The following is a 13,644-nucleotide window of genomic DNA, read 5'->3' on the forward strand; positions in this document are numbered from 1 at the left end:
GCGCCGATGCCCAACTCCCCGTCCGACCTCTCCCCGCGCGCACTGCTCGCCATCGCCGCAGCCACCGCCCCGTCGCTGCTGGCCTACAACGTCTCCCCCTCGCCCACCTTCCTGAACCAGGCGCTGGCGCTGGCGCTGTGGGGTGGCTTCGTCATCGCCGCGGCGCCGGGCAGCGGGCGCGCGTCGCGCGGGGCCGGGCCGCTGCTGGCGGCGCTGGCGCTGCTGCTGGCGGCGGTGCTGTGGTCGTGGGGGCCGGGCGCGCTGCCGATGGGCCTGGCGCTGTCGGCCGTGGGCCTGCTGCTGGCGGCCGCGGTGCTGGTGGCCAGCGGCGCCGGTGCCCACGCACGGCCCGATGCGGCGCAGGCCTTCGGCGACTTCTGCCTCGCCTGGGTGGTGGCCGGCGTGCTGAACGTGGGCATCGCCGCGGTGCAGGTGTTCGCGCCGGGCTGGACCGACGGCGACTGGCTCGCCACCTCGGGCATCCCCGGCCGCGCGGTCGGCAACCTGCGCCAGCCCAACCACCTCAGCAGCCTGCTGCTGTGGTCGGCGATCGCCGTGGTGGCGCTGCTGGAACTGCGCCGGCTGTCGCGCGGCTGGGCGGTGGCGCTGTTCGCGGCGATGGTCTTCGCGGTGGTGCTGACGGCGTCACGCACCGGCACGGTGAGCGTGGTGCTGCTGGCGCTGTGGGGGCTGGCCGACCGCCGCCTGGCCCGGCCCACGCGCGCGCTGCTGCTGGCGGCGCCGGTGGTCTACGCGGTGGCCTGGTTCGGCATGGCCGAATGGGCGCAGCTGACGCAGGCGGCGTTCGGCGGCGCGGCGCGGCTGGCCGAGAGCGACGTCTCGGGCTCGCGCTTCGGCATCTGGGCCAACACGCTGGCGCTCATCCGCCAGCACCCGTGGGGCGGCGTCGGCTTCGGCGAATTCAACTTCGCGTGGTCGCTGACCCCCTTCCCGGGGCGGCCGACGGCCTTCTTCGACCACACGCACAACCTGCCGCTGCAGCTGGCAGTGGAGCTGGGCCTGCCGCTGGCGGCGCTGGTGCTGGGCCTGCTGCTGTGGGCGCTGGCACGCGCTGCGCTGGCCGCCTGGCGCGACGGCGGGGACACCGGCACCGGCCGCCGCTGCGCCACGGTGATGGTGGTCATGATCGGCCTGCACAGCCTGCTGGAGTACCCGCTCTGGTACAGCTACTTCCTGCTGCCCGCGGCCTGGGCCTGGGCCTTCGCGCTCGGCCGCTCCGACGGCATCGCGGCACGCGGTGCCAGCCCGCCGGCCCGCAGCTTCGTGGCCGCAGGCGCGGCACTGGTGCTGGGCGCGGTGCTGGCGGTGGCCGACTACCGCAGCGTCGCGGCCATCTTCAGCGCCAGCACCGTGCCGCTGGCCGAACGCATCGCCGACGGCCAGCGCAGCGTGCTCTTCGCCCACCACGCCGACTACGCCGCGGCCACCACCGCGCCCGACGACGCACCCGCCGACCTGCAGCCCTTCGAGCGTGCCACGCACTACCTGCTGGACACGCGGCTGATGATGGCCTGGGCGCGTGCGCTGGCACAGCAGGGCGACCTGGACGCGGCGCGCGCGGTGGCGGCGCGCCTGCGCGAATTCCGCAACCCGGGCGCACGCGACTTCTTCGCGCCGTGCGCGGCGGCCGGCGCCGCATCGGCTCCGACGCCGGCACCGGAGGTGGCCGCCAGTGCAGCGCCCTTCCAATGCGCGCCGCCGGGGCACACGCCCGACTGGCGCGAGTTCCAGCGCCCCTGACGCCTTCAGCGCGCAGCGCCGGCCAGCGCGCGCAGGCTGCTGCCGCCCAGGCTGGCCAGCGCCGCGTCCACCGCCGCCTGCGGCCCGCCGCCGCGCCAGGCTGCGGCCAGCGCCTGCAGCGCAGCGCGTGCGCCGCGCGAGAGCGTGCCGTCCAGCGGCTGCTCGGCCAGCGCCTGCAGGCGCGCCGCGTACAGCGCCGGCGCGGTGGCCGACTGCGACACCAGCCGCAGCAGCGCCAGCAACGCGCGGTCGAAGCGCGCGGCGCTGGGGGCGTCGGCCCCCTGCGGTTCGGCATACCACGCACACAGGTACTCCACCGGGCCCAGCGCGGCACCCAGCGGTGCACCGCCGGGTCCGGCGACCGGGTGGCCCGCGCCCCAGGCGGCGCGGCGCCCGGCCGGCAGGCGACCCCGCCGCAGGGCCTCGACCAGCGCATCGGCCACCGCGGCCTGCGCGGTCGGCGTGCCGCGGTCGGCCACCACGCACAGCACGTGCAGGAAGGCGGGATACAGCTGGTCGCCCAGCGCCCAGCACAGCCGCTCCAGCAGCGCCACGCGCTGGTCGGCGTCGGGCGCGTGCGCGCAACCGTCCACCAGCAGCTGCGCGGCGGCAGCCCAGTCGGGCGCAGCCTTCAGGCGGACGGGGTCGGCTCGCACAGCGCGGCGAGGAAGTCGCGCTCGATGTCGTCGGGCGCCCACGACCGCGCCGCGTTGCCCACATGCAGCACCTGCAGCGACAAGGCGCCGTCGTCGGCCGGCAGCTCGAAGCGCCGCGCCTCGGGCGGCGTGGCGCCGCGCAGGGCGAGGTCGGCGAACGACGGTGGCGGCAGGGACGAAAGCGTGTTCATGGCGGGGTCGACGTTGGCCGGCAGTGTCACGCCGCAGGCCGCCGCGCCGCCAGCCGGTGCCCGCCCCAGCTAGGGCGCACCCTAGCTGCCGAACAGCCGCTGCAGCCCCGGCAGGATCGCCGCGATGCGACGCGCCAGTTCGTCGCCGAAGGCCTGCACCACGTGGCCCAGGATCAGCAGCCAGATCGCGGTGGCGGCCAGGCCCTTCAGCGACATCGAGATGCCGATCAGGTTCAGCTGCGGCGCGTAGCGGTTCACCAGCCCCAGCCCCAGGTCGACCGCGAACATCACCACCAGCGCCGGTGCGGCCAGCAGCAGCGCCAGCGCCATCAGGTCGGCGAAGTGCTGCTCGAACAGCCCCACGCCGGCCAGCCGCGGCGCCCATCCCGGCTGCGCCAGCGGCCACAGCCGGTAGCTGTCGAGCAGCACGCCGATGAAGAGCAGGAAGCCGCCGCCGGCCATGAACAGGAAGCTCGCCAGCCGCCCCAGCAGCGCGCCGGTGGGCGTGAGCTGCTGGCCCGACATGGGGTCCATGATCTGGCCGTTGGCCACCGCGACCTTGGTGTCGACGATGGCGCCGGCGGCCTCGAAGGCCCACAGGAAGGCCGCCAGCCCGAAGCCCAGGCCGAGGCCGATGGCCGCCTCGCGCGCGAACAGCGCCAGCCACTGCAGCGTGTGCAGCCCGTCCAGCGCCAGCACCGGCTGCAGCGCCAGCGACAGCAGGCCCAGCGACAGGAAGATCGCGTTGCGCACCATCGCGGGCACGGTGTCGGGGCTGAACACCGGCAGCAGCAGGAAGGCGACCGCGATGCGCGTGGTCGACAGCCCCGCGAGCAGCGCGACGTCGCCCAGCGAGGTGAACGCGGCGAGGCTGTCGAACACGGCGCGGAGTCTGACCGTTCAGCGCCGCACAATGCCGGGAAAGCCGGTCATGATGCGGTCGGTGTAGGCCAGCAGCGTGCCGCCCAGCAGGCTGGCGGTGAGGAAGATCGTCAGCACGATGGCGAAGAACTTCGCCGCGTACTGGAAGGTCTGCTCCTGGATCTGCGTGGCCGCCTGCAGGAAGGCGATCACCAGCCCCACCAGCGCGGCCACGATCACCGGCGGCGCCGACAACACCAGCACCAGCCACAGCGCCTGGTAGGTCAGTTGCAGGGCGTCGGTCTGCATCATCTTGGCGGCCTCACAGGTACGACAGCACGAGCCCGTGCGAGAGCTTCACCCAGCCGTCGACCAGCACGAACAGCAGCAGCTTGAACGGCAGCGACACCGTGGTGGGCGTGAGCATCTGCATGCCCATGGCCATCAGGATGTTGCTCACCACGAGGTCGATCACCAGGAACGGCAGGAAGATCAGGAAGCCGATCTGGAACGCCGTGCTCAGCTCGCTGACGGTGAAGGCCGGCAGCACGACGATGAAGTCGCGCTCGCTCAGCTGCACGGCCTGGTCGGCGCCCAGCGACTTCTGCGCCGTGCGCAGGAAGAAGGCGCGCTCGCGCGGCTGCGAGTGCGCCAGCAGGAAGTCGCGCAGCGGCTCCTTGGCCTTGTCGACCGCGGCCAGCAGCGTGGTCGTCGAGCCGCCCAGGCCCTCGATCGGACCCACGCGCTCGCCCATCTTGTGCAGCACCGGGAACATCACGTAGGCGCTGAGCACGATGGCGATGCCGTTGAGCACCACGTTCGGCGGCGCCTGCTGCAGGCCGAGCGCGCTGCGCAGCAGGCTGAGCACGACGATGATCTTGGTGAACGAGGTCACCATCACCGCGACGAACGGCGCCAGCGCGAGCACGACGACCGTGACCAGCGCCGAGGCCGGCGAGAAGGTGGTGAGATCCATGGCGGCCTAGTCGTCGATCCAGAGCCCGAAGCCGGCCAGCGCCGGCGCGATGCGGCCGCGCTGCTGCGGCCCGTCGGGCGGCTGCAGCCAGGCACCGGAACCCGGCCGCGGCGGCGCCAGCATCGGCTGCCACCCCAGCAGCTGCGGCAGCGGCACGCACCAGGGCTCGGCCAGCACCACGCGCCAGGGCGGGTGCGGCGGCGTCTGCGCCGTGGGCAGCTCGGGCGGGCCGCACAGGGCCAGCGGCGTGCCGGGGCCGGGCCACTCGGCGTCGGCCACCAGCGTGGCGTGGCGCAGCAGCACGCGCCACGCGCCCTGCAACGAGGTCGGCAGCAGCAGCACGCCGCCGCGGGCGCCGGCCGGCAGCGGGGCGGTGTCGAAGCCCGCCAGCTCGACCTCGAACGCGATCTCGGGCCAGGCGATCGCGGCAACGGCGCCGTCCGGCACCAGCGGCCCGGGAGCGGCCAGCAGCAGCGGCCAGGGCAGGCCCAGGCGCACGGCGCCGACGTCCAGCCACAGCAGCGGCTCGGCGGTGTCGAGCCGCGGCACCGGCGCCGGGTCCAGCGCTTCCTGCAGCCAGGCCTCCAGCGCGGCCAGCAGCGGCTCGTGCGCGGCCAGCGCCAGGGCGGCGTCTACCGGGTCGCAGCCGGGTTCCGGCACCGGGCTGGGCAGCGGGTTCGGCAACGTCAGGCGCAGGCTGCCGTGGGCGGCGACGGCCTCGAAGTGCAGGCTCACCGCAGGACCCTCCGCGACGCGCACGCCGGCCTGCACGCTTCGAACAGGCGCCGCGCGCTCATGCGACGCGCTCGCTCACCCACATGCGCATCAGGTGCACGGCCGAGGTGGCGCCGAGCTTGTCCATCACGCGCTTGCGGTGCAGCTCCACGGTCTTGATGCTGATCCCCATCAGGTCGGCGATGGTCTTGTTCAGCTTGTCCTGCACCACCCAGCCCAGCAGCTCGCGCTCGCGCGGCGTCAGCCGCTGCAGGCGCTGCTGCCATTCGACGCAGGCCGCGTCCTGTGCCGGGGCCGGCTCCGCGGGCTCGGCGGCAGGCTGCGCCGTGTCGAAGGCCCGCTGCAGCGCCGCTTCCAGCGCGGTGTCGGCGAAGGGCTTCTCGAGGAAGCTCACCGCGCCCTTCTGCATGGCCTGCACCGCCAGCGGCACGTCGCCGTGGCCGGTCATGTAGACGATGGGCAGATGCACACCGCGCTCGCGCAGGCGGTCGTGCAGGTCCAGGCCGCTCATGCCGGGCATGCGCACGTCCAGCAGCAGGCAGGCCGGCGCCTCGGGCCGCGGCGCCGGCAGCGTGCACAGCGCCTGCAGCGCGTCGTTGGCGTCGGCGTAGTCGACGACCTCGTAGCCGGCGCTGGCCAGCCACCACTGGGCGGACCGGCGGAACTCGGCGTTGTCGTCGACGATGTAGATCGTGCGGCTCGTCATGCGGTGCTCCGGGGTGTGGGGGCGGCGGGGGCGGTGGGTGTGGCCAGCAGCGGCAGCGCGACGTGGAAGCTGGCGCCGCGGCCGGCGTTGGGCGTGAACCAGAGCCGGCCCTGGTGCAGCTCGACGAACGAGCGGCAGATGTTCAGGCCGATGCCCATGCCGTTGGGCTTGGTGGACTGGAAGGGCACGAACAGCGCCGCGTCGGCGGGCAGGCCGCAGCCGTTGTCGCACACGGTCAGCACGGCCATGCCCCGTTCGGCCCGCAGCTGCAGCTGCAGCGCACCGGGCGTGGTGGGCGGGTTGTCGCGCATGGCCTCCAGCGCGTTGCGCAGCAGGTTCACGCACAGCTGCTGCAGCATCACTTCGTCGCCGTCGATGCTGCAGGGCGTGGCGTCGATCTGCAGCTGCACGACGACGCTGTCGCGGCGGATCTCCCAGTCGAGCAGCGCCACCGCGGTCTGCACCACGGCCGCCAGGTCCAGCGGCTCGCGCCGCGGCTGGCGCGACTGCGTGTACTCGCGGATGCGCGCAATGATGCGGGCCGCGAACTGCGCCTGGTCCAGCGCCATCTGCACGCCGGTCAGCAGCTCGTCGGCGGGGGCCTGGCGCTCGACACGCTGGCGCATGCCGCGCAGCACGTTGGCCACGGTGCCGATGGGCTGGTTCAGCTCGTGCGCCAGCGTCGAGGCCATCTCGCCGACCGCCAGCGCGCGCGACGTGAACAGCAGCTTCTCGCGATCTTCCAGGTGCCGGCGCGCCGCCAGCGCGTCGGCATCGGCCGCTGCCGCGCAGCGCAGGCGCAGCGCGGCAAGGCCGGGCCGCACGAGCACGGCTTCGCCGACGCTGGCGGCACCGTCGCCGGGCAGGCGCCACTGCGAGCGCGGGGCCATCAGCTCCGCGTCGCTGCGGGCCACGAAGGCCGCCGGGGGCGCCAGCGCCGCCAGCGCCGCCTCCAGGCCCGGCAGCGCCGTCGCCAGCTGCTGCAGCGGCGCGCCGGCCGACACGCAGCAGCGGCTGGCGAATCCGGGGCTGCACCAGGCCAGGCTGCCGTGCGTCAGGTCGACCAGCGCCGCGCCTTCGTCGAAGGCCTCCAGGGCCTGCAGGGCCGCGTCGGGCGGCACCGGCGGCGCGGGCCCGCGCGGCGCGCGCTGGCGTTCGGCACGCTCCAGCGTCATGCCACGTCTCCCGGTGCCAGCACGAGCAGCAGGCTCCACTGCCCGCCCAGCGCCTGCGCGAAGCGCAGGCGGTCGGGCAGCTGCAGCACGCAGGCCATGTCGCTGCCCGACACGGACAGCTGCGGCCGCGGCGGGCCCAGGCGCAGCAGGCAGCCGCCGCCGCCGCTGCGGCTGCGCAGGCCGCGGCTGTGCAGCGGGTCGCCGTCGCGGAAGACCCGCCAGCGGCTCCACGGCGCGCCGGCCGCCAGCAGCGCGCACTGCGCCGCGAAGCCGTGCAGCCCGCGCAACGACAGCAGCAGCGCCTGCGCCGCGCCGCCCGGCTGCGGCTGCACCAGCAGCACGTGGCGGCCGCGGTCCAGTTCGGCCAGCACCTCGGACTGCCCGGCGCGGCGCAGGCGCTGGTGCCAGGCGCCGGCGGCATCGAGCTGCTGCAGCGTGGCCACGGCATCGGTGCCGCCGCGGGGGTCGTCGTGCGCGTCGTCCCGGTCGTCTTGCGCCTGGTCGTGCGCCTGGTCGTGGGCCTGTTCGTGCGACGGATCCTGCTGCGGCTGGCCATCGCCGTCGCGCTGCCGGCGCGGCGGTGCCTCGGGCGGCGCCCGCCACGTCGGCAGCGGCGGCGTCGATGGCGGCTGCAGCGCGGTCAGCAGCACCGGCACCGCCAGGGTCTCGGGCAGCAGCGTGCTGTCGTGCACCGCCGTGCCGGCGTGGACCGGCGCCGCCGGCGGCACGGTGTCGCGGCCCGGCGCTGCTGCGTCGCCCGCCAGCTGCCCCAGCGTGGCGCGCCCCTGCTGCGCCTGCGCTGCCGCGGCCAGTGCCTGCGTGTCGCCGGCCAGCATCACGCCGGTCGTGTCCTGCGGGGCGCCGGTGGCCTGGCCGGGCTGCGGCGCGGTCGTGGCCTGCGCCATCTCGGTCTCGCCGGCGGCGTCGGCCGCGGGCGTGGGCTCGGCCAGCCCGGCCAGCAGGGCCTGCAGCGCCTGCACGGTGGCCAGCACGCCCTGGGCTCCGCCCACGGGGTCGAGCGGCGCGGCCGGGTTCACCGGGCGCTCCTGCACGCAGCGGTGCCGCGGGGTGTCATGCGACCACCAGATCCAGCGCCAGGCCCTGCGGCCCCAGGCGCAGGCCGTCGGGGTTGATGCCCAGCCAGCGCACCAGGTAGGCCCGCGCCGCCTGCTGCACGTGGGCCTGGGCCACCAGCCCCTGCGCGCGTGCGGCGGTGGCGCTCTCGGCCACCAGCACGCCGATCACGGCCAGCTGCTCGCACGCCGACTGGCGTTCGCGCAGCGGCGCGCGCTGCCAGGCGCGCAGCTGGTGCAGCGTGTGGCGCAGCTGGCGTTCGACCCGCGCCAGCGCCTCGGCGTCGGGATGCAGGTCGTGCAGCACGTCGAGGTTGGCGAGCACGAAGTAGGCAGCCGCGAGGCCGGCGTCGTCGTGCGGCGCGCCGGCCAGCGCGCTGCGGCGGAAGTGCGCCAGGCAGCGGCTGTACAGCGCCTGCGCCTCCTGCCGCGCCTGCGTGCCGGGCATCGCCCGTGCCAGCAGCGCCGGCGCGATCGGCTGCGCGGCGCGCGGCAGCAGCAGCGGCGGGCCGGGGTCGTCGGGCACGTGCAGCGCGGCCACGAGCGCACCACCCAGCTGGCGGGTCAGCGCCTGCAGCGCGGGGTCGATGGGGGTGCTGCTGTTCATGGCGCGTCCTCGGCGGGGTGGTCGTCGCGCTCGCGCGCAGCGGTGGGGGGGGCAGCGAGGCTGTCCAGGCCGTGGCCGCGCGCGGCCAGGCGGTCGCGCAGCGCGGCCAGCGGCCCCGGGCGCTGCAGATCGGCGGCCCCGTGCAGCACCAGGTGCAGGTGGCCGTCGGGCAGGCGCTGCAGATGCACCTGCGGCGCCGTGCCCGGCCCGGGCTGCAGCGGCGGCAGCTGCAGCTGCCAGTGCGCCGCGGCCGCCGGGTCGGCTGTCGCTGCGGGCGGCGCCTGGCGCTGCAGCAGCGTGCTGACGCCGTCGGGCGCGGCCACCTGGCCCGCCGGGGCCCGGGCCACCGGCGGTGCTGCCGGCTGCAGCGGCGCGGGCGCCGTGCCCGCCTCGGGCAGCGGCGTCTCGCCGTCGCCGGGCACGTCCGCACCGCCGCGGCCGGCGCGGCCGGAGCGCTGCAGCGCTTGCTCGAAGGCCGCCTGCGACGGACCGTGGGCCGGGGCGCCGGGCGCACGCAGGCGGTCGCCCAGCGCGTCGTGCAGCCGGCCGAGCAGGCCGCCGCCCGGCGGCATGGGCAGGGCAGACGGCGACGACAGCGCCTCGGGTGCGGTGGTCTGGACGGTCCGCATGGTGGTCATCCGTGGTGTGGTTGGGCCCGGGGGGCGTCGAGCTCGCGCTCGACGCGCTGTTCGCGCTGCTGCTGCAGCGCGCGCCGGGCGTCGTCGGCCAGCAGCGCGACGGCCTGGCGGCGGCCGCGCGCGCGCACCCAGGCGCCTTGCGCCAGCGCCACGGCGCGCGCGGCGTCGGCCAGCGCCAGGCGCTCGTCGCTGAGCGCCAGTTCGGCGCGTTCGATCTCCTCGTCGAGCGCGCCCAGCCGCGCGCCGGCGGCCGGCGCCACGCGGGGCAGCTCGCTGGCGCCGGCGCCGCACAGCCAGCCCAGCAGCGCGCTGCGCGTGCGGCGCACCTGCACGAGCTGCTGCTCGCGCCGGTGCACCGCGCCCTGCGCGGCATCGTGGGCGTGGCGCGCGCGGTCCAGCGCCTGGCGCGCCGTGTCTTCGCGCAGCTCGCGCAGGCGCAGCAGCTGCCGCGCTTCGGCGGCGGTGGTGTCGGGTGCCGTCATGCCAGCAGACTCCCCAGTTGGCGCAAGGTCTCGGGCCAGGCACTGGCCTGGTCGGGACGCTGGCGCAGAAAGTCCTCGATCGCCGGCCAGCGGGCGATCGCCTCGTCGGCCAGCGTGTCGCTGCCGGCGCGGTATTCGCCCACCTGCAGCAGGAAACGGATCTCGGCGTGCTTGGCCAGCAGCGCACGCAGCCGCTGCGCCTGCGCACGCTGGGCGGCGCCGGCGATGCGCGTGAAGACGCGGCTGGTGCTGGCCAGCACGTCGATGGCCGGGTAGTGGCCGGCCTGGCCGAGCGTGCGCGAGAGCACGACGTGGCCGTCGAGGATGGAGCGCACCTCCTCGGCCACGGGGTCGCTGCCGTCCTCGTCCTCGGCGAGCACGGCGTAGAACGCGGTGATCGAGCCGCGCGCGTCGTTGCCCGCACGCTCGAACAGCCGCGGCAGCTCGGCGAACACCGACGGCGGAAACCCGCGCCGCACCGCCGGCTCGCCGACCGCCAGACCGATCTCGCGCAGCGCGCGGGCGGTGCGCGTGACCGAGTCCATCAGCAGCATCACGCGCCTGCCGCGCGCGCGGAAACCTTCGGCGACGGCGGTGGCGGCTTGCGCCGCGCGCAGCCGCTCCATCGCCGGCCGCTCGCTGGTGGCCACCACCAGCACCGAGCGCGCCAGGCCTTCCGGCCCCAGGCTGTCCTCGATGAACTCGCGCACCTCGCGGCCACGTTCGCCCACCAGCGCGATGACGTTGACGTCGCTGGCGGCCTGCCGCGCCAGCATGCCCAGCAGCGTGCTCTTGCCGCCGCCGGCGGTGGCGAAGATGCCCACGCGCTGGCCCACGCCCACGGTGAGCACGCTGTCGAGCGCGCGCACGCCGGTGGCGAAGACCTCGTGCACCGGCGCACGCTGCAGCGGGTTGGGCGCCTCGGCCTGCACCGGCTGCCCGCTCAGGCCGGGCGGCAGCGGGCGGCCGTCGAGCGGCTCGCCGAAGGCGTTGAGCACGCGGCCGAGCAGGGCGTCGCCGCAGGGCATGCGCGGCGCGTCGGCCACCACTTCGACCTGCGCGTCGCTGGCCAGGTTGTGCAGGCCCGCCAGCGGCACCAGGATCGCCTCGCCCTGGGCCAGGCCCACGACCTCGGCGCGCAGCCGGGCGCCGCGGGAGTCGCTGATCAGGCACTGCTGGCCGATGCGTGCGCTGAGCCCGCTGACGCGCAGCGTGGTGCCGAAGGCCTGCACGACGCGGCCGCGCTCGACCAGCGTGCGCGTGTGCTGCAGGCGCTGGCCGAGGTCGGCCACCAGCGGGTCGGCGCTCACGACGACGTCTCCAGCGGCGCCGACCAGGCCGCTTCCTGCGGCGGCCCCCATTGCGCCGCGAGCCGCTGCAGCTGCTGCGGCAGGCCGGCCAGCAGCTGCCCGGCGGGCGTGTCGAAGATGCAGTCGTGCATGGCCAGCGTGGCGTCGCCACGCACCTCGAGCACACCGGGCAGCGCCGCCACGCGCTCGCGCACCGCCGCGGCCAGCGCCGGATGCACGCGCACGATGGCCGCGCTGTCGGGCAGCAGGGCCTCGGCGGCCCGCGCGGCCAGTGCGCGCAGCACGTCGGGCGGCGCCAGCTCGGCCGCGATGTGCTGCACCACCTGCAGGCTCAGCTGCGCCAGCGCCCCGCGCAGCGCCGCCGCGTCGGCCTGCGCACTGCGCGCGGCCTGGTCCCAGGCGTCCCACAGCCGCGGCGCTTCCTGCACCAGCGCCTGCTGCCGGCCTTCGGCCAGGCCTTGGGCGACGGCGGCATGGCGGGCGCGCTGCAGCTCGTCGGCGCGGCCGGCCGCGAGCTGCTCCAGCCTCTGCAGCAGCTCGATGCTGCGCGCGCAGTGGCTCAGCGCGTCGCCCTGCAGCCAAAGCTCGTCGGTGGCCAGGCTGGTGCTGGCGCCGCGGTGCACGGCGACGAAGCTCATCGCTGCGCCTCGGCCAGCCAGCGCTGCGCCTGCGCGTGGTCCAGTGCCGGCATCGGCGGCGGCGACTGCGGCGCCAGGCGCTCGCGCAGCAGCACGCGCAGCAGCGGCGACGGCACGGTGGCCAGCAGCACCTCCAGGCCGTCGGTGCGCAGCGCCTGGGGCAGTGCGTCGGCGCCGGGCAGCGCCGCGGCGGGGCCGGGCTCGCCGGCGAGCACGCGCACCGCGCAGTCGGCACCCACCGCGTCCTGCAGGGCCTGCAGCAGCGGGCCGTGGATGCAGCGCCGCCAGGCGCCGGCCTGGCGCCAGGCGCCGCAGCGGCGTGCCAGCGTCTCCAGCGCGCGCGGCTCCAGCGCCGCCCAGTCGGGCCAGGCCGCCAGGTCGTGCCAGCCCAGCTGCGCCCGGCGCGCGTCGTCGCGCAGCGCCGCGGCGGCACGGGCGCGGCGCTGGCGCAGCGCGCGGTGCGTGGCGATCACTGCGGCACCTTCAGCAGCGAGACGCCGGACGCGGGCTCGGCGCCCGCTGCGTTGCCCGGCGCGGTGGCAGATGCCGGCGGGCGCCGCCGCCACCACAGCACGCCGCCGCCCACCGCGCCGGCGGCCAGGCCGAGCCCGATCAACCACCACAGCAGCGTGCCGAGGCCGCCCAGGCCGGCGGGTTCGGGCACGCGCGCGGGCAGCGGCTCGGCCGCGAACAACGCCACCGTGACGTTGTCGTAGGGCAGGCCGGGCAGGGCGTTCACCACCAGGGCCTTGATCTGTCCCAGCCGCGCGTTCAGGTCGGTGCCGGGCCGGTGCTTGATGAACACCGAGGCCGAGGCCACCGGCGTCTTGTCGGACAGCGGGTCGCGCTCGGGCACCGACAGGTGCACGCGCGCCACTACCACGCCGTCGATGCTGGCGATGGTGCTGGAGATCTCCTGCGACAGCGCATGGCTCAGCCGCGCCCGTTCCTCGAGCGGCGACGAGACGAAACCTTCCTTCTTGAACACCTGGCCCAGCGAGTCGTAGCCGTCGCGCGGGTAGCCGCTGGCACGCAGCACCTCGATGGCCTCGGCGAACCGCTCCTTCGGCGCCACCACCGCGAACGTGCCCGCCTCGCGCTGCTCCTTGTCGGCCGCGATGCCCGCATTGCGCAGCACCGCCGTCATCTCGTTGGCCTGCCGCTGCGAGAGCCCGTTGTACAGCTCCTGCTCGCCGCAACCGCCGAGCGCCGCCACGACTGCCAGCGTGCCCATCAAGCGGGCGCCGCGGGTCCGGCTCCGCCGGCCCGCCGGGGCGGCCCCCCTGGGGTCGGGCTGAGTCCGGACGTGGGACGGTCCCTGCGGACTGTCCTGCGCCGGACGAAGGCAGGCCGGCATGCTTGCCGGCCTGCGGGCCGAAGGCGCTACGGGGGGGGGCCTGGTCATGCCTGCTGCCTGAACAGCTGCTGCAGCCCGTCCGACGTGCGGTTGGCGACGTTGGACGTGAGCTGGCAATGGAACATGAACTCGTGGCACTTCACGGTCAGCAGCACCATCTCGCTGGGCGTCAGCGCGCGCCCTTGCGCGTGCGCGGCGCGCGCGGTCTCCGACAGCGCCGCGGCCTGGTGGTTGATCTGCTCCAGCGGCCGGAACACGGCGTTCATCGCTTCGCCCGGCGCCCGCGTGCTGTGCGACGGTGCCACCTGCACCGCGCCCACCGCGTAGCCCTGCGCCTGCGCGCCGCGCGCCCGCGCCAGCGCACCTTCGAACGCGGCCACGTCGTTCAGCGACACACCGTAGCCGGCCTGCGCGGTGCCGCCGGTGGCGGCGGCCGGCAGGGCGCCCAGCATCAGTTCGGGGCTCATGACGGCAGCCC

General features: G+C 76.0%; 18 protein-coding genes. 1 reads left to right on the forward strand and 17 read right to left on the reverse strand.

What is annotated here, in order from left to right; all coding sequences use genetic code 11:
* The first annotated feature begins 6 nt into the window (after nucleotides 1-6).
* Complete coding sequence (locus ACPOLB_RS15080) at nucleotides 7-1,761, forward strand: Wzy polymerase domain-containing protein (RefSeq protein ID WP_425256819.1); 1,755 nt, start codon at nucleotides 7-9, stop codon at nucleotides 1,759-1,761.
* Between the two features lie 5 nt (nucleotides 1,762-1,766).
* On the opposite strand, the gene ACPOLB_RS15085 is transcribed toward ACPOLB_RS15080, so the two are convergent.
* From ACPOLB_RS15085 to ACPOLB_RS15165, 17 genes are all read right to left on the reverse strand, one after another.
* Complete coding sequence (locus ACPOLB_RS15085; RefSeq protein ID WP_425256820.1) at nucleotides 1,767-2,417, reverse strand: hypothetical protein; 651 nt, start codon at nucleotides 2,415-2,417, stop codon at nucleotides 1,767-1,769.
* A complete protein-coding gene (locus ACPOLB_RS15090) occupies nucleotides 2,393-2,608 on the reverse strand; it encodes a hypothetical protein (RefSeq protein ID WP_425256821.1) in 216 nt (71 codons plus the stop codon). Before ACPOLB_RS15090 ends, ACPOLB_RS15085 begins: the two co-directional genes overlap by 25 nt.
* An 81-nt stretch (nucleotides 2,609-2,689) precedes the next feature.
* Nucleotides 2,690-3,490 carry a type III secretion system export apparatus subunit SctT gene (sctT, locus tag ACPOLB_RS15095; protein ID WP_425256822.1) on the reverse strand — a complete coding sequence of 267 codons (801 nt, stop codon included), beginning with the start codon at nucleotides 3,488-3,490 and terminating at the stop codon, nucleotides 2,690-2,692.
* A gap of 18 nt (nucleotides 3,491-3,508) precedes the next feature.
* Nucleotides 3,509-3,781: a type III secretion system export apparatus subunit SctS gene (sctS, locus tag ACPOLB_RS15100; protein ID WP_425256823.1), complete on the reverse strand. Its 273-nt coding sequence runs from the start codon at nucleotides 3,779-3,781 to the stop codon at nucleotides 3,509-3,511.
* 10 nt (nucleotides 3,782-3,791) lie between these two features.
* Nucleotides 3,792-4,445: a type III secretion system export apparatus subunit SctR gene (gene sctR / locus ACPOLB_RS15105; protein WP_425256824.1), complete on the reverse strand. Its 654-nt coding sequence runs from the start codon at nucleotides 4,443-4,445 to the stop codon at nucleotides 3,792-3,794.
* Nucleotides 4,446-4,451: 6 nt separating this feature from the next.
* On the reverse strand, nucleotides 4,452-5,180 hold the full coding sequence (locus ACPOLB_RS15110) for a hypothetical protein (RefSeq protein WP_425256825.1): 729 nt from the start codon (nucleotides 5,178-5,180) through the stop codon (nucleotides 4,452-4,454).
* A gap of 58 nt (nucleotides 5,181-5,238) precedes the next feature.
* Nucleotides 5,239-5,886, reverse strand: a complete 648-nt coding sequence (locus tag ACPOLB_RS15115) for a response regulator transcription factor (RefSeq protein WP_425256826.1) — start codon at nucleotides 5,884-5,886, stop codon at nucleotides 5,239-5,241.
* Nucleotides 5,883-7,061, reverse strand: a complete 1,179-nt coding sequence (locus ACPOLB_RS15120) for a sensor histidine kinase (RefSeq protein WP_425256827.1) — start codon at nucleotides 7,059-7,061, stop codon at nucleotides 5,883-5,885. Before ACPOLB_RS15120 ends, ACPOLB_RS15115 begins: the two co-directional genes overlap by 4 nt.
* On the reverse strand, nucleotides 7,058-8,098 hold the full coding sequence (locus ACPOLB_RS15125; protein ID WP_425256828.1) for a hypothetical protein: 1,041 nt from the start codon (nucleotides 8,096-8,098) through the stop codon (nucleotides 7,058-7,060). Before ACPOLB_RS15125 ends, ACPOLB_RS15120 begins: the two co-directional genes overlap by 4 nt.
* A gap of 34 nt (nucleotides 8,099-8,132) precedes the next feature.
* Nucleotides 8,133-8,741, reverse strand: coding sequence for a DUF6683 family protein (locus ACPOLB_RS15130; protein WP_425256829.1), 609 nt, complete (start codon nucleotides 8,739-8,741; stop codon nucleotides 8,133-8,135).
* The gene (locus ACPOLB_RS15135) at nucleotides 8,738-9,370 is read right to left on the reverse strand and encodes a hypothetical protein (RefSeq protein WP_425256830.1); all 633 of its coding nucleotides are present in this window, start codon (nucleotides 9,368-9,370) and stop codon (nucleotides 8,738-8,740) included. The genes ACPOLB_RS15130 and ACPOLB_RS15135 overlap by 4 nt, the downstream gene beginning before the upstream one ends.
* A gap of 5 nt (nucleotides 9,371-9,375) precedes the next feature.
* The gene (locus ACPOLB_RS15140; protein WP_425256831.1) at nucleotides 9,376-9,861 is read right to left on the reverse strand and encodes a hypothetical protein; all 486 of its coding nucleotides are present in this window, start codon (nucleotides 9,859-9,861) and stop codon (nucleotides 9,376-9,378) included.
* Nucleotides 9,858-11,222 carry a FliI/YscN family ATPase gene (locus ACPOLB_RS15145; RefSeq protein ID WP_425256832.1) on the reverse strand — a complete coding sequence of 455 codons (1,365 nt, stop codon included), beginning with the start codon at nucleotides 11,220-11,222 and terminating at the stop codon, nucleotides 9,858-9,860. Before ACPOLB_RS15145 ends, ACPOLB_RS15140 begins: the two co-directional genes overlap by 4 nt.
* Nucleotides 11,168-11,809, reverse strand: coding sequence for a hypothetical protein (locus ACPOLB_RS15150; RefSeq protein WP_425256833.1), 642 nt, complete (start codon nucleotides 11,807-11,809; stop codon nucleotides 11,168-11,170). The genes ACPOLB_RS15145 and ACPOLB_RS15150 overlap by 55 nt, the downstream gene beginning before the upstream one ends.
* Nucleotides 11,806-12,282: a hypothetical protein gene (locus ACPOLB_RS15155; RefSeq protein ID WP_425256834.1), complete on the reverse strand. Its 477-nt coding sequence runs from the start codon at nucleotides 12,280-12,282 to the stop codon at nucleotides 11,806-11,808. Before ACPOLB_RS15155 ends, ACPOLB_RS15150 begins: the two co-directional genes overlap by 4 nt.
* Nucleotides 12,279-13,043, reverse strand: coding sequence for a type III secretion system inner membrane ring lipoprotein SctJ (sctJ, locus tag ACPOLB_RS15160; protein ID WP_425256835.1), 765 nt, complete (start codon nucleotides 13,041-13,043; stop codon nucleotides 12,279-12,281). Before sctJ ends, ACPOLB_RS15155 begins: the two co-directional genes overlap by 4 nt.
* Before the next feature lie 167 nt (nucleotides 13,044-13,210).
* A complete protein-coding gene (locus ACPOLB_RS15165; protein ID WP_425256836.1) occupies nucleotides 13,211-13,633 on the reverse strand; it encodes a hypothetical protein in 423 nt (140 codons plus the stop codon).
* Nucleotides 13,634-13,644: the final 11 nt, after the last annotated feature.

This window comes from Rubrivivax soli, assembly GCF_049810355.1.
Lineage (GTDB): Bacteria > Pseudomonadota > Gammaproteobacteria > Burkholderiales > Burkholderiaceae_C > Rubrivivax.